Here is a 25,811-nt window from a genome sequence, read left to right as displayed (position 1 = left end):
TTGCGGGTGCAAAACTACAACGTTTATACCGTTATGCAAGCTTTTTTAATCACTTTTTTTTAACTTTTTATTGCCGTTTTATTTAAAGAGCTGAAAATCTGATTTTTGAATGCGATATTTTTTTTCTAAACAACTACTCCACTCTTCTAAATGCAATCTAAAAAAGGGTTTTATCCCCTTTTATTGGCTTTGTACATAACATTTGCTCTTTGTAATCTTACTTAAAGCTACCTATTATATAATAGGTAAATCATTTTAAAGGCTTCTATCTTCTTTAATTATTGCTATTCTTGTCTTATATAGGTAAAATGGCACTAGAATTTACATTAATACTGTTTTGACACCTATATATAAGCAGGAGTTTCTTCTTTAGCACAATCAAATGTCAATATAATATCGCGCTAGGATTGCTATTGTTGTCTTATATATAGGTAAAGCAATACTACCATTTATAAAACTGCTGTTTTTTTACACCTATATATAGGTAGGTATTTTTTTTCTTACCTATATATAGGTATAGTAATCCTATTGAGCAGACTGTGATCTAGAATAGTAAATTGTTTGTTACGCCTAACCTCTTCTAAACGTCTGAGAAAAACAAAACCGCGTTAGGGATGGCAGTGTAAAGCCCACAGTCAAGTGAAGTATAACGGAACTTGACGAGGACTTGAAGCGAAAAGCCCGACCCATTCTAAAAAGAGGCTATAACCGAACTCGGATATAGCCTCTTTTTTAGAATGGGAAACGCCAAAAGGAAATCAATCGAAACGAATGGCTTTTAAAGAAAGTATACTTTCTAAAATCCCAACTGAAAATTGCCGTTAATCACGATTCGACAAACTAAATCCTCAAGAATGATAAAATAATAGATAGTAATCTCGAATTTGAGGATTTTTTTAAATTAATTTAAAGAATATCGATTTTTAGAAATCGAAATAACCACTTTCACTCTAAAAGAGTAAATAGCAAGTGCAATGATTAAATTTCAACATTTGATAGAAATATATTAAACAAAAAAAGTCTTTCTGTTACGAAAGACTTTTTTAATATTGGCGGTCTGGACGGGACTCGAACCCGCGACCCCATGCGTGACAGGCATGTATTCTAACCAACTGAACTACCAAACCAACATTATTTAACTTATATTTTTTTTGAAATTTGAATTTTGTTAAATTATATTACTACAAAATCGAATTCCCTTCTTTTTAATCAAAAAAGCTATTCGCCGAAGCGAAAAGCTTTTCATTGGTCTAACTACTAAACCCGCTACGAGTTACAAATTCGTAGCAAACAACACAACTAACGTTAAAAACCTTATGGGGCAAAAAAGCCTTTCTGTTACGAAAGGCTTTCCCCAATATTGCGGTCTGGACGGGACTCGAACCCGCGACCCCATGCGTGACAGGCATGTATTCTAACCAACTGAACTACCAAACCTCTGCGTTATTGCGGTGGCAAAGATACAATAGATTTCCGTTTACGCAAGCCTTTTTTTAAAAAATAATTAATAAATTTTTAATGTTTTAGCCAAAGTTTTGTTTTTCAACTAAGTATGTCGTCATTATTTTTTCAAAACTTTCCTCTACACTAACAGGAATGTACTTAATTCTATTCTGAGAACAGGTTAAAGCTAACTTTTTAAAGTATTTTTCCACCTCTTTTTCGTATTCTTCCTTCACATTATCGGCAAAAACAGCTACTTCTTCTGAGGTTTCTACATCAATAAACTTTCTTGGTGCATTATCAAAGTCAAAACTTCGCTCCGTTTTAGCATCTATAACGTGAAATAAAACAACTTTGTGTTTATTATGTTTTAAATGTTGCAAAGCGCTAAACAACGCTTCGTCTTGTACCGCGTTAGTTCCTGACTGAAACATATCCGTAAATAAAATAATCATAGAGCGTCGGTGAATCTTCTCGGCTATTTGATGCAAAAAGGTAGTAGTATGTGTCATTTTATGATTAAAAGGCTTTTTAAGCAGGTTTTCTAATGCATTTAATATCATTCTATGATGGCGATCACTCCCTTTTTCAGGCGCATAGTATTCATATTGATCCGAGAAAACACTAAGTCCAATTGCATCACGTTGCTTTTTTAATAAATTCATTAAAACTGCAGAAGCTAATACTGAGAACCCTATTTTGTTCTCAAAAAAATTTTGATTTTCTTTTAGCTTTGGATAATGCATTGACGATGAGTTATCAATAATAATATGACATCGTAAATTGGTCTCTTCCTCAAAGCGTTTGGCATACAGGCGATCCGTTTTGGCAAAAAGCTTCCAATCAATATGTTTGGTGCTTTCGCCAACATTATACACTTTATGCTCCGCAAATTCAGCAGAAAAGCCATGAAAGGGACTTTTATGCATTCCTGAAATAAAGCCTTCGACCACTTGATTTGCTAATAATTCTAGATGTTGAAAACTGGAGATTTTCTCTATTTGGGATTCGATTTTCATTCTATTTCCTTTTTAATTTCCTGAGCACGCGCTAAATTATCAGTCGCCTGCAATAATTTTCTCTTTAGAATTGGACTGAAATTAGGGTTTTCTTTCAAAAAATCACTTACGATTTGGAAAGCTTCTAAAGAGGAATATTTACCCACACTGTTAACCAACCAACCTTTTGGAAAAAATATATCTCCTGTAAGTTGTACTTCTTCTATTAAATCTAAACACTCTTTTAAATATTTTTTTGAACTATCCTGACGCAATGGATGATGAATATTTGCCAAAGCTATTTGTACCCAAGCTTCTTTTTCTCTATTCTTTTGCAGTTTGAGTGATTGCATAAAAGAATCTCTAACAGTTACATCATTAGACAATGAGGGAAGAAGAAAATCAAAACGTTTTTGTTTATCCGAGCTTGTTATTGCTTGTCTCGTTTTATACAATATAGCATCTGATTTATCATACTGATATATTGCTAAATCCATAGCCAAATTAGTGTAATCGTCTTCGTTTAACTTCAGATTTGGAATGTTAACTTCTTTATTCCAAATTTGATATAATTTTTCTTTACCTGATTTAGAGTAAGCGACATTTTCAAACAAACCAAATAATGTCTTTTTGATATTCGAAGGTAAATCAGCTTGCAATCTGTTGCAAATTATTGCTTCTAATTCTACTTGCGCTTTATATTGTTGCTTTACAGTTAGAAAATCCCAAAACAATGTACTCAACTGATTGGACAACAACTTCACAATTAACTCATTTTCCTCTACCGCAATTGCTTTTGAAAAACTATCAAAAGCTATTAATGGTTTGATTTTGCCAATTAATGTAGTTTCATAGACATTAATATAACTATAAGCTCTAGCTACTTCGTCCTTTGTATTTTGAATTGCATCAATATTTTTAGTATCAACTGGAAAAACACCATAACCTAAACCGTCATAATTGTAAATAATAGAGACTGGTTTTATCATACCAATTGCTTCAGCAACATTTGTAATCCGATCTTTTACATTCACCTTAATAGTTTTGATAGTATCAGGATAAATCAATCCAATTTCAAAAATTTGTGGCCATACGTTCTGCGAACCGTCTTCGGCTTGTTGCTCAATTAAGAAATTCTTTATCTCACCAGTTTCACCATATTCAATTTGATCCTTAAATAAAGCTCTACCCGACTGATTTACCCAAACATCACTCCATTTTTTTATATCAATTGGAGTTTCCTTGTCTAATATCGCTACTAAATTTTCCCAATCTGCATTTGAGTTTGCATATTTCTGTATGTATTTCTGAATTCCTTTTTGAAATACTTCTTTTCCCATCGTTGCTTCTAATTGTCGCATCATAATAGGAGCTTTATTATAAATGATGTTTCCATAAAGAGAACCTGCATCTTTAAGATTCGCTAAGTTCTGACGAATAGGATGCGTTCCTTTGGTTCGATCTTCGTCATACGCACTAGAGTAATGTGTTGCCAAAAACTGCAACTTGTGATTGATTTTTGGAAAAGCTGGATTCATTATTTTATCGGCCATAAAATTAGCAAACACTTCCTTCATCCAGACATCATTAAACCATTTCATAGTGACCAAATCGCCAAACCACATGTGTGAACTTTCATGGGCAATAAGCTTTCCTCTACTTAATTTTTCGCTGTCTGTTGCGCTGTTGTCTAAAAACAATTTCGATTCTCTATATTGAATCGCTCCTACATGCTCCATTCCGCCATATTGAAATACAGGAATTGTAGCAAAATCCATTTTTTGGAATGGAAAAGGATGTTGGGTATATTTTTCTAAAAAGGAAATCGCTTGTCGGTGCAAAGTAAAAATAGCATCGGTACTCTCGCTAATTTTTTCGTTATTACTTTCTCGATACAACATAGTCATCGGAAAATTATCTAAATTCTGAGAAATACTTTTAAATTCACCAGCGACAAAAGAAAATAAGTATGTGCTCATGCTATCGGATTTACCAAACTGGTATTGCTCAAAATCTCCTTTCTCGATTTTATTGATTAGCGGAGCGCCAGCTAGAACAGACCAACCTTTAGGTGCCGTTATAGAAAGTGTGTAAGTAGCTTTGATATCAGGCTGATCAAAACACGGAAATAAAGTACTTGCTCTATCTGGAACCAATAAAGTGTATAAAAAATCATCGTTTCTATTTAAGGATAATTCTCCTGCTATAAAATCAACCTCAACCCTGTTTTTACCTTTTACCAAAAACTCTTTAGCTATAATCAAATGCTCTTTTCGTGAATAATAGTAACTGTTTTTCCATTGACTACAACTGATTTTAGATTTTCTTTCTTTTCATTAAAATCTAAATACAAAGACTGCTGAGTATTGGTAAGATTTAAATTTAAAACAAGATGCGATAGAATAGGGCTTTCTTTCTCTTTCGGAATAGCAAATGCTAAATCATAAGAAACTGCAGATACTTGGCTCTTGCGATAAGTTGCTAGTTCTTTAGAAATTCCAGTTTCTAAAGTTACAGTAGTTTTCTTAACCGATTGACAGGAATAAAATACTAAAACAAAACACAATACAAACAAATTGATTTTCATTACAACAGAGATTGGTGTGGGTTAAAAATAAGAAAAGGCTTGACTTTCGCCAAACCTTTCTATATAAATTATAATCTACCGATTACAACAAAGCGTCTAAACTATCTGCGTAAGTTTGTTTAGGAGCAACTCCTACTTGTTTCCCTACTACTTCTCCGTTATGAAAAACCAATACTGTTGGTATGTTTCTCACTCCGTATTTTGCAGCAAATTCTTGGTTTGCATCAACATCTACTTTCCCAATTACTACTTTACCTTCGTATTCAGTACTCAATTCGTCAATGATTGGACCAACCATTCTACAAGGTCCACACCATGCTGCCCAAAAATCTACCATTACTGGTTTGTCTGATTTCAAAACTACTTCTTCAAAAGTAGCATCTGTTATTGCTAATGCCATATTGTTTTTTTTTAGATTTTAAAAGTCCTGAGCGTGTTCAGAACTTGGATACAAATTTAGAAATTAAAAACAAATCAAACACTATTTAAAAATTAGTTTTGATTATAAGTGTATTGTCATTCTTTATAAAAAATGTTTTTTAAATCTAATTATTCAAAATTAGTAGATATTCCTGCTCTACGCTATATCTTTTAGTCTCTTATTGCTTGTTCCTCGCAACAAGATACTAAAAGGATGCCGCTTCGATCAGGGCTAAAAAAAAGAGGTTGCCAAAAGACAACCTCTTAAATATATTGTTTAAAAAAAGTATTAGATTATAGACTGTATTTCAAACCTAAAGTAAAACCTAAACCAGAAATACCAACATAAGAACTTAATTCGTCCATTGGTTTAGTTGAATCTAAACCACTTGGATTAGTTGCAGCGTTATTAGATTTAACATCAATTTTATCTTGGTAATTGGTATGAATTTGTGCTTGAGTTCTAGTATTTAATCTATCAGTACCGTTTATTGTAAACTCAGTTGTTTCTTTTGTTTTACCATGAACAGTAAAGTTACGATACTCTAGTTCAGCATAAGCAGAAATATTTTTACCTAACTTGTAAGATGTTCCTAAAGCAGACATAAAACCTACCGTTGGATTTGGTTTTACTTTATCAACGCTGTGAATCTTTCCAAAAGCAGTTGGAGCACCTGATGGAGCAAAAGCTATCGGTGCATTCGCATCAGAAGTAATTTCTAAATCACCGTGAATAGGCACTAAAATACCTACTTTTGTGTAAGGCTCAAAACCTTTGTGCTCTCCTAAAAACAATACTAATGCAGGAGCTAAATCAAAAGCAGTAATTTGACCTACTGATTCAAAATTATAAACACCAGCTGGAGTAATTGGCACATCAGAAACTGTTTTTGCCATAGTTTTATCAGTACTATTATAGTAGTTAACACCCATTTCTACTCCTAAACGAGTATTAAAACGGTAACCTGCTGTAAAACCAGTTCTAAAACCTTCTCCAAAAGATCCAGTAACGCTTTCTTCAGAAACTAATTTTCCTCCAACATACACTTTACTTAAAGCTGCGTTACCACCTACTGTAGGAAATTCCGTAGCTGCAGTTTGTGTAAAGTAAGATCCGCCTAATTTAAAATACCAGCTTTCTTGTTTGTCAGTTTGCCCCATCATAGTCAAAGAGCAAGCCATAAATCCTAATAAAAAAAGGTTCTTTTTCATAATTTTATTTTTTGTTTAACACAAATTTAATTAATTTCACTCATAGCGCATCTGCATTTACTAAATAAATACACACATAAAAAAAAATTAATATGCATGCATATTAAAATCAGCTCTTTAGGTCGAAAAAATTAACATTTACAACTATAAATAAAAGAGCTATTTGCGTTTAAAATTAATTTAATTTGAAATTTATTTGCATTTTTTCTAATTCTAATAACAATTCATTAGAAATATTAATTTTTAATTTTCTGCTTGGCATTGCTAATTTAGTAACAACTTTAATCTCCTCAATTTCTTCTACTTTTGCCTTAACTATAGCATTTGAATTTGTCATAATATCAGCTTCAATTTCAGAATCCTCATTTTCCTCCACAAAAACTTCTTCGTCATTTTCTATTTCTGGAGCAGCAACTTCAACAAGCCTTTTCGTTTTTTCGATTTCCATCACTTCAAAAGAAACCGTATTATCTCCTTTGTTTTCCTGAAAAAGACGACTTAGTTTATGAATAAATTCTGCTTCTAAATCATTTATATTCAATAGTAAAATTAATTTCTTAGCAAAAATACTTAGTACATCTTGCAACTGTTTTGCATCCGTAAATTGCATTCTTGGTTCTGATTTTTTACCTGTATCTCTATTTACCCATCCGTCTTTTATCAAAATTTTAAAATAAACAAAATTATTAGGAAGTAAATAGCGATGAAAATTTAAGTATTCTTCATTAAATATTTTAAACTCAAAACTTTCATCAAAACCTTCTAGATTAAAAATCGCCCATTCCTTTCCATTTTTAGCAATACGTCTTTGTACATTAGAAACTATACCTCCAAAAGCAAGTGTTTTGCCTACATGAGCTTCCATATTTTTGAGCGCTTCCAATTTAGAATTGCAGAAATACTTCATTTCAAATTTAAAATCATCCAAAGGATGTCCAGAAATATAGATTCCAACCACCTCTTTCTCTTTCGCTAGCTTTTCCATAGTACTCCAGTCTTCGCAAGGTGGCACAACAGGTTCCTCAATTTGTACATCGCTGCTTTCGCCAAACAAACTTACTTGAGATGAATTTTCATTTTCTTGGTATTTAGAACCATATCGAATCGCTTTTTCGTAAAAAGTAATTCCGTCGCCATCATCATGAAAATATTGGGCTCTTGTTGTGTTTCCAAAAGAATCAAAACCACCCGCTAAAGCCAAGTTTTCAATTGCTTTTTTATTGGCGGCACGCAAATCAATTCGTTTGGCTAAATCAAAAATAGATTTGTATTTACCATCTTTTCTGTTTTCTACAATAGTTGCTACTGCTCCAGAACCTACACCTTTGATAGCGCCCATTCCAAAACGGACCGCATAATCGTCATTTACCGTAAATTTATAAAAAGACTCATTTACGTCTGGTCCTAAAACTTGCAATCCCATGCGCTTGCATTCCTCCATGAAAAAAGAAACTTGCTTGATATCACTCATATTATTAGACAAAACGGCAGCCATATATTCCGCAGGATAATTGGCTTTTAAATAAGCGGTTTGATACGCAATCCATGCGTAACAAGTCGAGTGTGATTTGTTAAAGGCATATTCCGCAAAGGCTTCCCAGTCTTTCCAAATTTTTTCTAATTTATCTTCGGCATGACCTTTGGCGGCAGCTTGATTGATAAATTTGGGTTTCATTTTATCCAAAACATCTTTTTGCTTTTTTCCCATCGCTTTACGTAAAACGTCAGCATCCCCTTTAGAGAAATCGGCTAGTTTTTGGGACAAAAGCATTACTTGCTCTTGGTAAACTGTAATTCCGTACGTATCTTTTAATAATTCTTCGCACGCATCTAGATCATAAATAATCTCTTCTTCACCATTTTTTCGCTTGACGAAACTCGGAATATAAGCAATTGGTCCCGGGCGATACAAGGCATTCATGGCAATTAAATCCGGAAAAACCGTTGGCTTTAATTCCTTCATGTATTTCTGCATTCCTGGACTCTCATATTGAAAAATTCCCACCGTTTCTCCACGTTGAAAGAGTTCGTATGTTTTTAAGTCATCAATAGGAAACGTATCCGGATCAAGATCGATTCCGGTTCTATATTTTACTAACTTAACGGTATCTTTTATCAAAGTCAGGGTTTTCAAACCCAAGAAATCCATCTTCAACAAACCGGCACTTTCTACCACCGAGTTGTCAAATTGTGTTACATACAAATCTGAATCTTTAGCAGTAGCTACAGGAACAAAATTGGTAATATCGCTTGGCGTAATAATTACTCCACAAGCGTGAATACCAGTATTTCTGAGATTTCCTTCTAAAACTTTAGCTTGCTGAATAGTTTCTCCACCTAGATCATCTTCACCGGCAAGACCAATTAATTCTTTAATTTTATCGTATTCTTCAGGACGAACTGCCTTTTTAATTACATCTTGCTTTTCATTTAAAAAACGAGCCAAGTTCCATTTAGACGGCATCATTCCTGGAATCAACTTGGCAATTTTATCTGCTTCAAATAAGGGTAAATCCAACACTCTCGCCGTATCTCGAATGGCAGATTTAGTCGCCATTTTACCATAAGTGATAATTTGTGCCACTTGTTTTGAACCGTATTTACGAATCACATAATCCATAACGCTGCTGCGACCTTCATCATCAAAATCGATATCAATATCGGGAAGGGACACACGATCGGGATTCAGGAAACGCTCAAAAAGCAGGTTGTACTTTAAGGGATCAATATTTGTAATCTTCAAACAATACGCAACTACTGAACCCGCTGCAGAACCACGACCTGGTCCAACAGAAACTCCCATGCTTCGTGCCTCAGCAATTAAATCCTGTACAATCAGGAAATATCCAGGATAACCAGAATTCGAAATCGTTAATAATTCAAAATCGAGTCGTTCTTGAATTTCTTCTGTGATCTCTGCATATCGTCTTCTAGCACCTTCAAAAGTAAGGTGTCTTAAATACGCATTTTCTCCACGAACTCCTCCATCTTTTACATCTTCAGGATCATTGAACTCTACTGGAATTTCAAATTTCGGAAGTAAAACTTCTCGAGCTAAATCGTAAATTTCAATTTTATCTACAATTTCTGCTATATTAGAAATTGCTTCTGGCAGATTAGCAAAAAGTTGCTTCATCTCGTCTCCCGACTTGAAATAATATTCCTGATTCGGCAATCCGTATCGATAACCACGACCACGACCTATAGGTGTAGTTTGCTTTTCGCCATCGCGCACACAAAGCAAAATATCGTGCGCATTCGAATTTTCCTTATCTATATAAAAGGTGTTGTTTGTAGCAACAATTTTAACATCATGTTTTCTAGCCAATGAAACTAAAGAAGCATTTACTCGATTTTCGTCTTCTTGATTGTGACGCATCACCTCAATATAAAAATCATCTTTGAATTCGTTCTTCCACCAAATTAAGGCTTCTTCGGCTTGATTTTCACCAATGTTTAAAATCTTATTTGGAATTTCTCCATACAAGTTTCCAGACAATACGATAATATCTTCTTTGAATTCCTGAATGACCTTTCTATCAATTCTTGGAACATAATAAAATCCTTCTGTATAAGCGATCGATGACATTTTTGCTAAATTATGATAGCCTTTTTTGGTCTTCGCCAAAAGCACTATTTGGTAGCCATTATCCTTGACCGACTTGTTTTTATGATCATCACAAACAAAAAACTCACAACCTACAATCGGTTTCATCGTAACTTCAGTAGGCTCCTCACCGTTTTCTATTGCCGCTTTATTTTTGGCTTCAGCCGCTTTATTATGGTATAAAATATCACGTACAAAGTGAAAAGCTCCCATTAAATTGGCGTGATCGGTCATGGCAACAGCAGGCATTTTTTGTTGTGCCGCCGCTTTGACTAATGCTGCAATACTAATGGTAGATTGCAATACTGAGAATTGGGTATGGTTGTGTAAGTGCACAAACTGCGTGTCTACCAAAACTTTTTTATTCTCAGAAAGCTCTTTCTTTGAAACCGCTGGTTCCTGTTTCTCTCCAAATTGCTGACGAATTTTATCCGAAGCCGCTTTGAGATTGATATGTTTTAAACCAATTAGCTTTATTTCGGAAGGATTTCTATTTTGAAAGTCTTTGAAATAACCTGGCTCCACATCAAGTTCTTCCTTCGTGAAAATTTCACGTCTAATTAATTCTAGAAAACAACGCGTAGTTGCCTCCACATCGGCAGTAGCGTTGTGCGCTTCACCAAAAGGCTTATTGAATAAAAAACTATGTAATTCTGTAAGTGTTGGTAATTTGAATTTTCCACCACGACCTCCAGGTAATTTTAATAAAGAAGCAGTAACCTCCGTACAGGTATCCAGAATTGGCATGGAACTCATTTGACTTTCTATTCCCAATCTATAGAATTCACAACCCATAATATTGATATCAAAACCTAGATTCTGACCTACAATATATTTGGCTTTGCCTAAAGCGATATTAAATTTCTCTAAAACTTCGGCTAAAGAAATTCCTTCGGCTTCGGCCAATTCTGTTGAAATTCCGTGAATACGTTCGGCATCATAAGGAATATTAAAACCTTCTGGTTTAACCAAATAATCCTGATGTTCGATGAGCTTCCCCATATCATCATGCAACTGCCAAGCGATTTGAATACAACGTGGCCAGTTGTCCGTATCAGAAATAGGTGCGCCCCAACGCTTAGGTAATCCTGTAGTTTCGGTATCAAAAATTAAGTACATAGCTGGAATTGAAGTGATTGTAATTATTTAAAATTACAAAAATTGAATTTCAAATTTAGGTTATTTTTAGACAAAAAACAGAAACCAACTTGTTAATAAAGAAAGAAAAAATACACTGCCTCTTTTGTAACATATTCTCTGACGTTTATTAAATCTCTCGACAAAAAAACATACACTTTTAAACCTTGAAAAATAACTACATAATTTTTTCTACAATCTGGATGTCGTAAAATAAAGTACTCGAAAAATAAATTAATAATACAATTTTCAAAAAACATCAATGTAATGTATTGAGAAAATATAGAAATAAAAATGACTAAGAATTATCTAATCAAAAAGTGTTATATTATTAATTTATCAAAAATTTTATTTAAAACAAGTCTAATTATAGCAAATCTCTAAATTATCAAACAAACACTACATGCCAATAGAACAAAAATTTATAATAATTAAAGACAAAACAAAAAGCATCACAAAACAACATAAATTAAAAAAGCAGCTCTAATACCTCGTAAAATTAGTTTGGGTATCGTATATAATCAACAATCGAAATTTGCTGCTTTATGTGTTTTTATAAATTTGCTTATATTACTACAATTCCATAAAATAATTGGGATGTAAAATCAAGAAATACACTTAAAAAAAACAGTTAAAATGAGTACTACATTATTTGATAAAGTATGGGATTCGCATGTGGTGCGAAAAATTGATGATGGACCAGATGTATTTTTCATTGATCGCCATTTTATTCATGAAGTTACTAGTCCCGTTGCTTTTTTAGGTTTAAAAGAAAGAGGAATTACCGTTTTGTATCCGGAGCGCACTTTTGCTACTGCCGATCACAACACACCAACTATAAATCAACATTTACCTGTTGCAGACCCTTTATCAGCGAATCAGCTGAAAGCATTAGAAGATAGTGCTGCCGAATACGGCATTTCGCATTGGGGTTTAGGGCATCAAAAGAACGGAATTGTTCACGTTGTTGGACCTGAAAACGGAATTACATTACCCGGAGCAACAATCGTTTGCGGAGATTCTCATACCTCGACACACGGTGCTTTTGGAGCGATTGCTTTCGGAATTGGAACTTCGGAAGTAGAAATGGTATTAGCCACACAATGTATTATGCAACCTAAACCAAAGAAAATGCGGATCAACGTAAATGGAACTTTGAGTAAAGGTGTTGGTCCAAAAGATGTTGCTCTTTACATTATTTCTAAACTGACCACTTCTGGTGGAACGGGATATTTTGCTGAATACGCTGGAAATGTTTTTGAAGACATGTCTATGGAAGGTAGGATGACGGTTTGTAATTTAAGTATCGAAATGGGTGCTCGTGGCGGTATGATTGCTCCAGATCAAAAAACATTCGATTTCCTTGAAGGACGATTATATGCTCCAAAAGGAGAAGCGTGGACCAAAGCTGTTGAATACTGGAAAACTTTAAAGACTGATGCTGATGCAATTTTTGATAAAGAATTAAACATTAAAGCAGAAGACATCGAACCCATGATTACTTATGGCACAAATCCGGGAATGGGAATTGGTATCTCAAAAAACATTCCAAAAGCCAACCAAGTAGAAGGCGGGGAAGAAACCTATAAAAAATCATTAGCCTACATGGGCTTCGAAGAAAATGATGTCATGATTGGCAAACCAATTGATTTTGTTTTCTTAGGAAGTTGCACCAACGGACGTATTGAAGATTTTAGAGCTTTTACAGAAATTGTAAAAGGTCGTAAAAAAGCAGATAATGTAACCGCATGGTTAGTTCCCGGTTCACATGTTGTTGAAGCTCAAATCAAGGAAGAAGGTTTATTAGACACTTTAACAGCAGCAGGTTTTGTATTACGTCAGCCAGGTTGTTCAGCTTGTTTAGCGATGAATGATGACAAAGTTCCGGCTGGAAAATATGCAGTAAGCACTTCCAATAGAAATTTTGAAGGTCGTCAAGGTCCGGGTTCAAGAACATTGTTGGCGAGCCCAATTATGGCGGCGGCGGCGGCAATTACTGGAAAATTGACAGATCCGAGAGAGCTTTTTTAAAAGATTTAAGAATGTAGATTAACGATTTTTGACCCGAGCGCTAGCGAATTGGCGTAGCATTTCAGATTTCGTTAGAATACTAAATTTTTTATTAAAGTGACATTTTACAATATATTACATAAAAAATAGCGATTAAAAATAGGTCTCTTCGCAGAAATCAACAATCTAAAATCGTTAATCTAAAATCTAAAATTCCCATGGCTTACGATAAATTTAATATTCTTACCAGTAGCGCAGTGCCGTTACCAATAGAAAACGTAGATACAGATCAAATTATTCCAGCTCGTTTCTTGAAAGCAACAGAGCGTGTCGGTTTTGGAGATAATCTTTTCCGGGATTGGCGCTACCATCCTGATGGATCGAAAAAAGCAGATTTCGTTTTGAACAATCCAACTTACTCTGGAAAAATTCTTGTTGGCGGAAAAAACTTTGGCTCGGGTTCTTCTCGTGAGCATGCTGCTTGGGCGGTTTACGATTATGGTTTTAGAGCAGTAGTTTCTTCTTTTTTTGCCGATATCTTTAAAGGAAATTGCTTGAATATTGGTGTTTTGCCCGTTCAAGTAAGCCCTGAATTTTCTAATAAAATCTTTGCTGCAATTGAAGCTGATCCTAAAACAGCAGTAGAAATAAACCTTCCTGAGCAAACAATTAAAATCCTACAAACAGGGGAAACAGAAACGTTTAACCTCTCTGGTTATAAGAAAGAAAATATGATTAATGGTTTTGATGATATTGATTATCTACAAAACATAAAAGAGGAAATAGTAGAATTTGCGGATAAACTGCCGTACTAAAAATTACAAAGCAGCACTATTTACTATCTATCTCTTGCCTTGTTGATTAATACATTGATTCCTATTCAAAAAAACATCAATTATAAAGGTATAAATAGTGGTGTTTTATTACTGTATAAAAATAATAAATCTTGATTTGTTATGCTGTTACGAGTTCGAGTGAGGGATTGCAGTAGAAATCCTTTTTTATAAAATGCAGCCTTTTGGCAAATTTTATAAAAAAGATTGTAGCGGAAAGCCCGACAGCAATAAAAAAACGGCTAACGATAAAGTGGCTTTTGCCGTTTTTTATTGGTGACACGCCCAAAAAAATATAAGTCAATACGAAAACCATAATGGGAAAAAGAAAAATTGAAATAATGGATACGACACTTCGAGATGGGGAACAAACCTCTGGAGTTTCGTTCTCGGCTGCAGAAAAACTAACCATTGCACAATTATTACTCGAAGAATTAAATGTTGACAGAATCGAAATTGCTTCGGCACGTGTTAGCGAAGGCGAATTTCAAGGTGTAAAAGGTATTATGGCGTGGGCTGAAGAGAAAGGATATAGCAATAGAATTGAGGTTTTGACTTTTGTTGACGGTGGTCTTTCTATTGAATGGATGAAGAATTCGGGAGCTAAGGTTCAAAATTTATTGACGAAAGGCTCGCTAAATCATTTAACGCATCAATTAAAGAAAACACCCGAACAACATTTTGAGGAGATTGCTCAAACCATTGCATTGGCTCAAGCAAATAATATTGACACTAATGTTTATTTAGAAGACTGGAGCAACGGAATGCGTAATTCACCGGAATATGTTTTTCAGTATTTAGATTTTTTGACGCAACAACCAGTAAAACGTATCTTACTTCCTGATACTTTAGGCGTTCTTATTCCTTCAGAAACTTTCAGTTTTATTTCTCAAATAAACGCAAAATATCCTGATACGCATTTTGATTTTCATGCACACAATGATTATGATTTAAGTATTGCTAATGTGATGGAAGCTGTAAAAGCAGGCATAAATGGTCTTCATGTAACGGTAAACGGGATGGGAGAGCGTGCTGGAAATGCTCCTCTTGAAAGTACTGTTGCGGTTATCAATGACTTTATGCCAGAAATAGAAATGAGTGTAAAAGAGTGTTCTTTGTACTCTGTGAGTAAATTGGTAGAGACATTTACAGGCTATAGAATTCCAGCTAATAAACCTATTGTTGGTGATAATGTTTTTACTCAAACAGCGGGAATTCATGCGGATGGTGACAACAAAAACAATTTATATTTTAATGATTTGCTTCCTGAACGCTTTGGCAGGCAACGAAAATATGCATTAGGAAAAACATCAGGGAAAGCCAATATCGAGAAAAATTTGCAAGAATTAGGTTTGCAGCTTAATCCCGAAGATTTGAAATTAGTAACGCAAAGAATTATAGAATTGGGTGACAAAAAAGAAACCGTTACCAAGGAAGACTTACCTTATATTATATCGGATGTTTTAGACAGTCAGTCTTATCAAGAAAGAATTGTAGTAGAATCGTATATTTTATCTCATGCTAAAGGAATGCGACCTTCGACCACTTTGTCTTTAAAAATAGAGGGAGAAATTATTGAAGAACATGCGCAAGGTGATGGACAATTTGATGCTTTTATGAATGCTTTAGCCAAAATTTATAAAACCAAAGATCTAGAATTACCAAAATTAATTGATTACGCTGTTCGAATCCCGCCAGGAAGTAGCTCTGACGCATTGTGTGAAACTATCATTACATGGACAAATAAGGGAAAGGAATTTAAAACAAGAGGACTAGACTCTGACCAAACCGTTGCTGCGATTGTTGCTACACAAAAAATGCTAAATGTAATGTTGTAGCAAAAATCTTAATTAAATTTTAATAAAAATAAAACATTAGTATATTTGCGCTCTTAAATTCTAAATTTAACAAATGAAATACTATTTTTTTACTACTCTATCTATTTTATTATTTATTTCAGGTCATGCCCAAAATTATACTCCATTTGATACGACTTCCTTTTCTAAACGTAAACTTTTTATCGAAGAATTTTCAAATCGACATAAATTAAAGATTAAAGAAATTAAGAAAGCCTATTCTGGTAATACCAGTAAAGAAATTCAAGAAAGTTATACCAACCAATTTGAATACATAAAAAGAAAAATTGACAAAAAAGAACTCTACTTTGATGATAGAATACAAAGCTACATTGATAAAATTATTACCGAAATCATCAGCAACAATCCTGTTTTAGCTGATAAAAAAATCAAAGCATATTTTTCTAGGAATTCAGAACCGAACGCTTTTAGCATAGGAGATGGTACTATTATTTTTAATTTGGAACTTTTAAAATATTTAAATGACGAAGCAGAAATAGGATTTGTTTTGTCTCACGAAATAGCACATTATGTTTTAAATCATCGGGATACGAGTATTCAAAAATCGATCATTGCCCAAAACAGTGATGAAAATAAAAAAGCTGAAAAAGAGATTAGAAAATCAAAATACAACAAACAAACTAAATCGGATGCACTTGTAAAAAAATATGTGTACGACGGCAAGTACAAATCTCGTTATCATGAATTTCAAGCTGATTCATTGGGATTAGTTTTCTACAAAAACACCAATTACAATTCTGCCTCAAGTGTTGATTTATTAAAACATCTTTCTAAAACAGATACAGAAAGAGATAGTTTAAGTAGAAAAAGTTACGTTAAAAATTTTACTACCAAAAATCAACCGTTTCTTAAAGATTGGATTGTAATGGAAGATTTTTCTAAATACAATTATTCAAAAGATCATATTTTTAATTGGAATATCGACTCGCTAAAAACCCATCCGAATTGTGATGAAAGAATAGAAAGAATAAGCAGCAAAATTGGAACGAAGAAAAAAGATTTTTATACTGATAAAATATTCTTTACTGACTTAAAAAAAAGAATTGAATACGAGCAGATCTATAATGATTATTACATTGAAAACTATGGAGAAAGTTTGTACAATTGTTTGAAACAAAAAGAAAAAGATCCAAAAAACATTTTCTTAAATAAGATCATTGCCGCTAATCTAGAAGCGTTGGCTAAAGCAAAAAAGGAAATGAGAATAAACACTTATATTCCATCTATAAATCCCAAAGCACACACTAAAAGCCAGCAATACTATTTCGGCTTTATGTCTAACTTGACTCTGAGCGAACTTACACAATTAGCAACTGACTATAAAAATCTATAATCCAAAATTACTTTAATCACAATTATGAAAAATACTTACTTATTCTTTCTTTTCCTTTTAAGCACCGTAAGCTTTGCACAATCTTACGCAATATTGAATTCAGCTGATGGAGAACTAATGACTTTTAAGCCAATTTACGATAAGGAATCGCTGTACGGATATGTCGAGGTTCGAAAAATGAATATAGACGAACAGCGCAATGTCACCTTTAAATATATTGTATTAGATGTAAACTTTAATAAATTATGTAGCGGAGATCTTGTAGAAAAACAATCTCCCAAGGCAACTAAACGCGATTTAAATGACATTAGTTTTAATAATGGTTACTTACGTTTTGATTTCACGGAACGTGTATACGCATTAGGCTCCTATCAATATTCCGCACAAAATATAGATTATTTCTTTAAGACCTATCAAGTGGTTGACATTAAAGAAAATGTCATTGTAAGTAAAGGAGTGTATAATACCGAAGTTCAAGATTTTACTTTTAAAAATAGAAAAAAAGATAACTATGTCTATACTAATTACGATTTACAGAATACTGGCTTTTTAATCGAAAAAGATGATTTTTATGATTTAGGCAAGCCAAATGAAAAAGATACTTATTATGCTGTAAATTATAAAAATGAAAAAATCTGGGAATATAATAGCACTCGTTCATTTAAAAAATATATTTTAAATTATTCCGTTTTCAGTACTTCAGAAAAGTACATCGTACTGAAAGGTTACTTTTCAAAAGGATCAAAGAAAGCAGATATTCATTTTTTGATTTTAGATGCTAAGACCGGAAAAGAGTTACTTTATTTACCACAAACAAGTAAATATACTATCACCAGCGAATACATTTATTTATTAGATGAAAAACTATATACAGGTGGCTGTTATTACAAGAAAGATAAAAAAGAACAATATAATTCTGATGAATCTTTAGGTATTTATCAAACCGTAATTGATCTTACAAAAAAAGAAGTGATTCAGGATAAATATGTAGCTTACAGTGAATTTCCTAATCTAAAAATAAACAAATACGGAAAGGTTCGAGGAGAAGGATATTTAAATTTCCAAAAAAGAGGAATAAATCCGGATGGCACTTTCTTAATCTTAGCCGAGTCGTATTGGCAAAAAAAGACGTACCGCGCCTATACCAATCTTTACACTTTTTCATTGGATAAAGATTTTAATCCTACTAAAACTGTTGAATATGATGTGAAACGAACTAGAGGATATAAATATGATTTTACTCAAATTTTACCAAATAAAACCGGCAGAGCTTATTTCTTTTTTGACAAAAACGACGATAAAGATTTGGAATTAAACATCTTAAATTACTACTATAAATCTAAAAAAGAAGTCATTCAAAAAATACCAATCACCAACGACGACAGTGTAATTTCTGTTTTTCCAGCAAAAACAGGTTATGTCGCAATTGCTGAATATTTTAAAAAACCCAAGAAAAGTGGTAAACATATGGAAATACGCTTGGAAAAACTAAACTATGACCGAGAGTAACCGTTATAGAAAATAAAACAAAAAATTACTTTATGAAAAAAATTATATTTCTATTTATTCTTATAACTCAATTTAGTTTTGGGCAATCCTACTCCGTTCTCAAACAAGCTGATGGTGATTTTGTTTCTTTTGATCCTTTTTACGAAAATACAGATTTGTTTGGTTATGTAGAATTACGAGAAATGAATACGGATGAAAATTTAAATGTCACTTTTAAGTATATAGTCTTAGATAAAAACATGAACAAAATTTGTTCAGGAGAAATAAAACAAAAAAAAGCAGACGACGCTAAAAGTACAAAGGTAATTTTAGATGACATTAATTATGCTAACGGCTTGCTTAGATTTGATTTTTATAATGTTTTTATAAGCGGATCTAGAAATTTTAAAGCCTATACCACACTTAATATAACAACAAATACAATTGTTAATACTGGTATTTACAATCCTGAAATAAAAGCAATATCAAAAGAATATAAAAACAATAGTAGGTCTTTATTTAATACTTCCTCTTTAGGCAAAAATGGATTTTTAATCAATGAGAGAAGGTTATTTGCAAGTAATAAAGACCCATTTTATAATAAAATCCATGCCGTAGATACTAAAAATGAAACGATTTGGGAATTTACTAGTAGTCACGTTTTTAAAGATAAATATATTTTATACAAAACTTTAGCCACCGATGACAACTACATTTTGATGGAAGGTCACGCATACAAAGGAAATAACGACAACAATCATAAAATTGTACATTATATTGTTTTAGATTCTAAAACAGGTAAAGAATTACTTTTTGCTGAAGTTAGCGAAAAGTATACTCATATTTTTGATTATCATTTTATTCAAAATGGTCTACTATATATGGGAGGAAAATATTATGAAAAAAACAAAAACAATAATTACAATAGCCTAGCATCAATTGGCTTAAACCAAACCGTTTTTGATATTAAATCGAACTCCCTCTCAAGAGAAACTTACCTTCCTTATGAAAAATTTAAAGATGTAGAAATTAATAAAAGTGGAAAAGTGAGCAAAGAAGGTTATTTAACTTTTCAAAAAACTAGTTTAAACCCTGATGGGACTTTCTTCGTTCTAGCGGAGTCGTACTGGCAAAAAAGTAATTGTCGTACCTATACCCAACTCTATACATTTATGATGGATAAAGACTTTAATCCTATAAAAACAGTAGAATATAATGTGAAACAGACAAAAGGATACAAATACGATTTCTCACAACGTTTACCAGATACAACTGGTAGAGCTTATTTCTTTTTTGACAAAACTGATGATAGAGATCTGGAATTAAATATCCTAAACTATTATTATAAATCTAAAAAACAAGTAGTCCAAAAAATGAACATCAGTAATGATAATAGTACAATTAGCATTTTTCCTGCAAAAACTGGTTATGTTGGGATTGCAGAATACTATAAAGATCAAAAAAAGCAAGGGAATTATATGGAAATACGCTTAGAGAAACTAAATTATGAGCGAGAGTAAATTCTTTACGACAAAAACTATTAACTAAACCTAAACTACACCAACATGAAATTTAAAATAGCGCTTTTAGCCGGAGACGGAATTGGACCAGAGGTCATAAATGAAGCTGTAAAAGTATCTGATGCTATTGCAAAAAAATTCAATCATGAAATTATTTGGACACCTGCCTTAACAGGAGCTTGTGCCATTGATGCTGTTGGTGTACCTTATCCTGACGAAACTCATGAAATTTGTATGGCTTCAGATGCCGTTTTGTTTGGAGCCATTGGCCATCCAAAATATGATAATGATCCAACAGCCAAGGTAAGACCAGAACAAGGATTATTGTTAATGCGAAAGAAATTAGGTTTATTTGCCAATGTACGTCCTACCTTTACTTTTCCTTCTTTGATCGATAATTCACCCTTAAAAAGAGAGCGTATCGAAGGAACCGATTTAGTCTTCTTAAGAGAATTAACCGGTGGAATTTATTTTGGAGAAAAAGGCCGAAGAGATGGAGGAGAAACAGCATATGACAACTGTGTGTACACAAGAGCTGAAGTACAACGACTAGCTAAAAAAGGATTTGAACTAGCGATGACACGTTCTAAAAAATTATGTTGTGTAGACAAAGCAAATGTTTTGGAAACTTCCCGTTTATGGAGAGAAACAGTACAGGCCATGGAGAAAGACTATCCCGAAGTTACCGTTTCGTATGAATTTGTAGATGCAGTTGCGATGCGATTGGTACAATGGCCCAACACTTATGATGTATTGATTACAGAAAATTTATTTGGAGATATCTTAACAGACGAAGCCTCGGTCATTTCAGGATCTATGGGACTCATGCCATCAGCATCTGTGGGAGAACACACTTCATTATACGAGCCAATTCACGGTTCCTATCCACAAGCAACTGGTTTGAATATTGCTAATCCACTGGCGACAATACTTTCTGCAGCGATGATGTTTGAAGATGCTTTTGGTTTGAAAGAGGAAGCTGAAGCCATTAGAAACGTAGTTAATAAATCATTAGAACAAGGAATTGTAACAGAAGATTTAGTTGCTAAAGGCGCAAAAGCATACAAAACTAGCGAAGTTGGCGATTGGTTGGTTGCTAATCTTTAATATATATTTAAATTATAAAAGCCATTCGTTTACTCGGATGGTTTTTTTTATAAAATTTCATTCTATCGCTACAAATCACGAAAGTGAGTAGAATTATAACCCAAATAGTTTTAGCGAGACAAATTAAATTCATAGAAACAAAAAAGGTGTCAATTTGCATTGACACCTTTTTTTATAGTTGTAGAAAAAAATATTAATATCCTCCTCTGTTTCCACCACCACGGTTTTCTCCACCACGGCTGTTTCCACCACCATAACCACCGCGTGAATCTCCACCACGACTGTTATTGTTAAAACTTCTTCTTTCGCCTTCTGGTTTTGGCTCAGATTTGTTTACAACGATTGCACGTCCTTGAACAGTTGCACCGTTCAATTCGTCAATTGCTTTTTGAGCTTCGTCATCATTTGCCATTTCAACAAAACCGAATCCTTTACTTCTTCCTGTAAATTTATCAGTAATAATTTTAACTGAATCAACTGCTCCGTAAGCCTCGAAAGACTCTCTTAAATCTGCTTCCTCAATACTGAATGGAAGGCTTCCAACAAAAATATTCATATGTACTTATTTAAATAATACAACAAATGTAGTGCATTTAATTCGTAATCTACTATATATTAGCTTATTTATGATTTTTATTTAAATTCATGCGAAAAATACAGCATATTTAACAAAAAATTTAGAAAAACTATAACCATTAAAAAAGAACTATTGATAAATTTTATATATTGAAAGTATAATTTAGCGTAACCAAGTTCTAAATTTAAGATCCCATTTATTAAATAGATCAATTTAAAATTAAAAGTCTAGCATTTATCAAAACGATTTAAAAAATCTAAATCCAAAAAAGACTTCTGTAAATAAAGTAAGAGTACTTAAAAATAAAAAGTAATATAAAAACAATACTTGATCTTTACTAATCAGCCCTTCATAATTAAAACACAGCACGAATTAGTAGATATCAATAAAAAATGTATCTTTGCACCCTTAATTAATCGAGGTCGAGTACCTCAAAATTTAATCACAAGATTATGTCAGTAAAAATTAGATTACAAAGACACGGTAAAAAAGGAAAACCTTTTTACTGGGTTGTAGCTGCAGATGCACGCTCAAAAAGAGATGGTAAATACCTAGAAAAAATTGGTACTTACAATCCAAATACAAACCCAGCAACTATCGACTTGAACCTTGATGCTGCAGTAAAATGGTTGCACAATGGTGCTCAACCAACTGATACTGCAAAAGCGATTCTTTCTTACAAAGGAGCTTTATTGAAACATCACCTTGATGGTGGTATCCGTAAAGGAGCTTTAACTCAAGAACAAGCTGACGCAAAATTGGCGACTTGGTTAGACGCAAAATCTGGAAAAGTTGATGCTAAGAAAGATGGTTTAACTAAAGCACAAGCTGATGTTAAAGCAAAAGCTTTTAAAGCAGAACAAGATGTAAATGCAAAACGTTTAGCTGCAGCTGCACAAGCTGAAGCAGATGCTATTGCTGCTGCAACTCCAGCTGTAGAAGAAGAAGTTGAAGCTGCGGCTGAAGAAACTCCTGCTACAGAAGAAAATAACGAAACAACTGAAGCATAATTTTAATAGCGAGAAATGCGTAAAGAAGATTGTTTCTATTTAGGTAAAATCGCTAAAAAATTTAGTTTCAAAGGGGAAGTTCTTGCCTATTTAGATACGGACGAACCTGAGTTATATCAAAATTTGGAATCAGTGTTTGTTGAATGCAACAAACACTTGGTTCCATTTTTTATTGAAAGTAGCTCTTTGCACAAGAATGATTTCCTCAGAATCCGATTTGAGGATATGAATACCGAAGAAGACGCTGATGCTGTAATAGGCAACGACTTGTATCTTCCATTAAAAATGTTGCCTAAACTTACAGGTAACAAGTTCTACTTTCACGAAGTAATAGGCTTTGAAGTCGAAGACAAACGCCTTGGTGTAGTTGGCAAAATCGAATCTATTAATGACACTACAGCCCAACCTCTTTTTGAAGTTTTAAATGGTGAAGTTGAAATTCTTATCCCTATGATTGATCATTTCTTGGTGAAAATTGACCGAGAAAACAAAAAAGTAATCATGGATTTACCTGAGGGACTTATTGAAATGTATCTTTAGAGAAAATGACAAGTGGATCGTTAGTAGCAATTTGTTTTATAAAATCTAAAATGCTTTGCCAGTTCGCTAACGCTCGGGTCACTATCTATTAATCCTCAATATTCAATCACTTTGTTTCAATTCAAACAATTTTCTGTAAATCAAGACCGCTGCGCGATGAAAATCGGGACTGATGGTGTTTTGCTTGGTGCTTGGACACCAATAAGCAACAATCCTTATAGTATTTTAGATATTGGAACAGGAACAGGAGTTATCGCTCTAATGCTTGCACAAAGAAGCCATGCAGAGCAAATTGACGCTTTAGAAATTGACGAAAATGCTTATGAGCAATCTGTAGATAACTTTGAAAATTCCCCTTGGAGTGATCGTATATTTTGCTATCATGCAGGTTTAGATGAATTTGTAGAAGAACCAGAAGATGAATACGATTTAATTGTATCGAATCCTCCTTTTTACACCGAAGACTACAAAACGGATAATGAACAAAGAGATTTAGCGCGGTTTGCAGATGCGATGCCTTTTGAAGATTTACTGGAGGCTGCGGATTTATTATTATCTGAAAATGGAGTTTTTTCGGTAATTATACCCTTTAAAGAAGAGCATAGTTTTTTGGCTTTAGCCAAAGAATATGAATTATATCCTTTCAAAATTACGCGTGTAAAAGGAACACCAACTTCAGAAACCAAGCGTACTTTATTGGCATTTAGCCGTAAAGAAATTTTAGATTTCGCTATTGATGAATTAATTATTGAAACTGCTAGACACGCTTACACGCCAGAATATATTGAACTAACTAAGGATTTTTATTTGAAATTTTAATTCGCCTTAAAAATATCTTTAAACTGATATAATATTCTTTCTAACAATCTCAAATCTTCAGTAACAATCTCAGCAGACCCTGACATTTCCTGTTGAAAAGGTATTTTCTTATTGTAGTTAGTTTTTAAACTCTTGGGAAGCGAAATATCTAACAATAAATTACCTTCAGCGTCTGGCATAAGTGATATATTTCTAACCTCTCCATTTAAAACACCAAACTCCTTATTTGGAAAATTTGCCAATCGAATATTTACTTTTTGTCCAATCTTAATTTTTCCTGAATTTTGTGCCGGCGCTTTAACCTTACCAATATATCCATTTTCAAATGTTGGAATTATAGAAAAAGCATTGTCCCCCGCTTTTATTGTTTGACTAGTTGTCCATATTTGGAGAAAAGTAACTTTACCGGCTATAGATGATTTTAACACATAGGCTAATTCCCAATCTTTAATAACTTTTTTAAGTTGATAAAAGGACTGAATTCTATTACTCTCTAAATTTACTTCTTCTTTTTTACCACTAATTTTAGCCCCTTCCGTGCTTTTTTCATTACCTATTAAAGAAGATTTTAATTGCGAAATACTACTTAATAAACCTTTATAATTTTTTTCAGACTGGAGGTATCCTAATTTTTTAATTTCATAATCTTGTGCCGATACGACTCCTTTATTAAATAGGATTTCAAATCGATTTACATCACTTTTTTGCAATTGCAATTCCGTTTCATTAATTTGTTTTTGTTGTTGCAATAGATTTAATCGTTCCTTAAGTTCTACGTTCTCATAAGTGTTTGCTTTATTTTCTACTTGATAAGGTTGTAAATTAGAATTAAGCTCATAAGCTATTAAATCTTTTTGAAAAATAGAAAAAGCACTTTCAACATCACCCAATTGTACGTTTTTTAACAAATAAAAAGGAAATTTACTTTCTTTATTATTTATTTTAAATGTATCTAAAACACTCTTTAATAAAAACATATCCTTAAAATTAGCAGGGTTTTCAATTATTGCTAATGGCGTATTTGCAGCTATAATTGATTTATCAGCTACTAGAATAGACTGAATTCTACCCGATGACTTCGCCACCAATTTTTCTGGTGGAATGTTTGTGGTAATTACAACTTGAGTAGTAATTATATCAGGATATTTAATAAACCATGACAAGCAAAAAAGCATTATAATGATTATAAACACTAATACTGTTCCCCAACGAATCATCCAATGTGGTACTCGAGTTAAAATTTCTTGAACTTCTTCACTACGCAATTCAAACGATGTATTATTTTCTATCATA

18 protein-coding genes and 2 tRNA genes are annotated in these 25,811 nt (G+C 33.1%); 10 read left to right on the top strand and 10 right to left on the bottom strand.

Annotated features, from left to right (window positions below):
* Positions 1 to 1,050: 1,050 nt before the first annotated feature.
* The 8 genes from J3S90_RS06255 to dnaE all read right to left on the bottom strand — a co-directional run bounded on the left by J3S90_RS06255 (position 1,051) and on the right by dnaE (position 11,386).
* Positions 1,051 to 1,127: transfer RNA gene (locus J3S90_RS06255), tRNA-Asp, on the bottom strand.
* A gap of 236 nt (positions 1,128 to 1,363) precedes the next feature.
* Positions 1,364 to 1,437: transfer RNA gene (locus J3S90_RS06250), tRNA-Asp, on the bottom strand.
* Positions 1,438 to 1,523: 86 nt separating this feature from the next.
* Positions 1,524 to 2,462: a DUF58 domain-containing protein gene (locus tag J3S90_RS06245; protein ID WP_210645488.1), complete on the bottom strand. Its 939-nt coding sequence runs from the start codon at positions 2,460 to 2,462 to the stop codon at positions 1,524 to 1,526.
* Positions 2,459 to 4,705, bottom strand: coding sequence for a M1 family metallopeptidase (locus tag J3S90_RS06240; RefSeq protein ID WP_317192521.1), 2,247 nt, complete (start codon positions 4,703 to 4,705; stop codon positions 2,459 to 2,461). The genes J3S90_RS06245 and J3S90_RS06240 overlap by 4 nt, the downstream gene beginning before the upstream one ends.
* Positions 4,702 to 5,028 (bottom strand): hypothetical protein, encoded by a 327-nt coding sequence (locus tag J3S90_RS16100; RefSeq protein ID WP_317192520.1) that lies wholly within the window; start codon positions 5,026 to 5,028, stop codon positions 4,702 to 4,704. Before J3S90_RS16100 ends, J3S90_RS06240 begins: the two co-directional genes overlap by 4 nt.
* An 82-nt stretch (positions 5,029 to 5,110) precedes the next feature.
* Positions 5,111 to 5,428, bottom strand: coding sequence for a thioredoxin (gene trxA, locus J3S90_RS06235; RefSeq protein WP_072945763.1), 318 nt, complete (start codon positions 5,426 to 5,428; stop codon positions 5,111 to 5,113).
* A gap of 314 nt (positions 5,429 to 5,742) precedes the next feature.
* Positions 5,743 to 6,660 carry an outer membrane beta-barrel protein gene (locus J3S90_RS06230; protein WP_188049491.1) on the bottom strand — a complete coding sequence of 306 codons (918 nt, stop codon included), beginning with the start codon at positions 6,658 to 6,660 and terminating at the stop codon, positions 5,743 to 5,745.
* 175 nt (positions 6,661 to 6,835) lie between these two features.
* Positions 6,836 to 11,386, bottom strand: a complete 4,551-nt coding sequence (gene dnaE, locus J3S90_RS06225) for a DNA polymerase III subunit alpha (protein ID WP_210645487.1) — start codon at positions 11,384 to 11,386, stop codon at positions 6,836 to 6,838.
* Between the two features lie 654 nt (positions 11,387 to 12,040).
* On the opposite strand from dnaE, the gene leuC reads away from it, so the two are divergent.
* From leuC to leuB, 7 genes are all read left to right on the top strand, one after another.
* Positions 12,041 to 13,435 carry a 3-isopropylmalate dehydratase large subunit gene (leuC, locus tag J3S90_RS06220; RefSeq protein ID WP_210645486.1) on the top strand — a complete coding sequence of 465 codons (1,395 nt, stop codon included), beginning with the start codon at positions 12,041 to 12,043 and terminating at the stop codon, positions 13,433 to 13,435.
* A gap of 197 nt (positions 13,436 to 13,632) precedes the next feature.
* On the top strand, positions 13,633 to 14,229 hold the full coding sequence (gene leuD / locus J3S90_RS06215) for a 3-isopropylmalate dehydratase small subunit (RefSeq protein WP_210645485.1): 597 nt from the start codon (positions 13,633 to 13,635) through the stop codon (positions 14,227 to 14,229).
* A gap of 335 nt (positions 14,230 to 14,564) precedes the next feature.
* Positions 14,565 to 16,085, top strand: a complete 1,521-nt coding sequence (locus J3S90_RS06210; protein WP_210645484.1) for an alpha-isopropylmalate synthase regulatory domain-containing protein — start codon at positions 14,565 to 14,567, stop codon at positions 16,083 to 16,085.
* Positions 16,086 to 16,158: 73 nt separating this feature from the next.
* On the top strand, positions 16,159 to 17,457 hold the full coding sequence (locus J3S90_RS06205; RefSeq protein ID WP_210645483.1) for a M48 family metalloprotease: 1,299 nt from the start codon (positions 16,159 to 16,161) through the stop codon (positions 17,455 to 17,457).
* Positions 17,458 to 17,481: 24 nt separating this feature from the next.
* A complete protein-coding gene (locus tag J3S90_RS06200; protein WP_210645482.1) occupies positions 17,482 to 18,966 on the top strand; it encodes a DUF6770 family protein in 1,485 nt (494 codons plus the stop codon).
* A 32-nt stretch (positions 18,967 to 18,998) separates the two neighbouring features.
* Positions 18,999 to 20,465, top strand: a complete 1,467-nt coding sequence (locus tag J3S90_RS06195; RefSeq protein WP_210645481.1) for a DUF6770 family protein — start codon at positions 18,999 to 19,001, stop codon at positions 20,463 to 20,465.
* A 45-nt stretch (positions 20,466 to 20,510) separates the two neighbouring features.
* Entirely contained in the window at positions 20,511 to 21,572 is a 1,062-nt protein-coding gene (gene leuB, locus J3S90_RS06190) for a 3-isopropylmalate dehydrogenase (protein WP_188049483.1), read from the top strand.
* A 193-nt stretch (positions 21,573 to 21,765) separates the two neighbouring features.
* On the opposite strand, the gene J3S90_RS06185 is transcribed toward leuB, so the two are convergent.
* Positions 21,766 to 22,128, bottom strand: a complete 363-nt coding sequence (locus J3S90_RS06185; protein ID WP_121924530.1) for an RNA recognition motif domain-containing protein — start codon at positions 22,126 to 22,128, stop codon at positions 21,766 to 21,768.
* A 473-nt stretch (positions 22,129 to 22,601) separates the two neighbouring features.
* Between J3S90_RS06185 and J3S90_RS06180 the strand changes: the two genes are divergently transcribed.
* The 3 genes from J3S90_RS06180 to J3S90_RS06170 all read left to right on the top strand — a co-directional run bounded on the left by J3S90_RS06180 (position 22,602) and on the right by J3S90_RS06170 (position 24,518).
* On the top strand, positions 22,602 to 23,159 hold the full coding sequence (locus J3S90_RS06180) for a 30S ribosomal protein S16 (RefSeq protein WP_188049482.1): 558 nt from the start codon (positions 22,602 to 22,604) through the stop codon (positions 23,157 to 23,159).
* 15 nt (positions 23,160 to 23,174) lie between these two features.
* Positions 23,175 to 23,699: a ribosome maturation factor RimM gene (gene rimM, locus J3S90_RS06175; protein ID WP_210645480.1), complete on the top strand. Its 525-nt coding sequence runs from the start codon at positions 23,175 to 23,177 to the stop codon at positions 23,697 to 23,699.
* 111 nt (positions 23,700 to 23,810) lie between these two features.
* Positions 23,811 to 24,518: a tRNA1(Val) (adenine(37)-N6)-methyltransferase gene (locus J3S90_RS06170; RefSeq protein WP_210645479.1), complete on the top strand. Its 708-nt coding sequence runs from the start codon at positions 23,811 to 23,813 to the stop codon at positions 24,516 to 24,518.
* Here J3S90_RS06170 and J3S90_RS06165 read toward each other — a convergent pair.
* Positions 24,515 to 25,810: an HlyD family secretion protein gene (locus J3S90_RS06165; RefSeq protein ID WP_210645477.1), complete on the bottom strand. Its 1,296-nt coding sequence runs from the start codon at positions 25,808 to 25,810 to the stop codon at positions 24,515 to 24,517. The genes J3S90_RS06170 and J3S90_RS06165 overlap by 4 nt on opposite strands.
* Position 25,811 lies beyond the last annotated feature (1 nt).

Source organism: Flavobacterium flabelliforme, assembly GCF_017948675.1.
GTDB classification, from domain to species: Bacteria; Bacteroidota; Bacteroidia; order Flavobacteriales; family Flavobacteriaceae; genus Flavobacterium; species Flavobacterium pygoscelis.
Note: the sequence above shows the minus strand (reverse complement) of the source record. Positions and strands in the feature narration are given on the sequence as shown.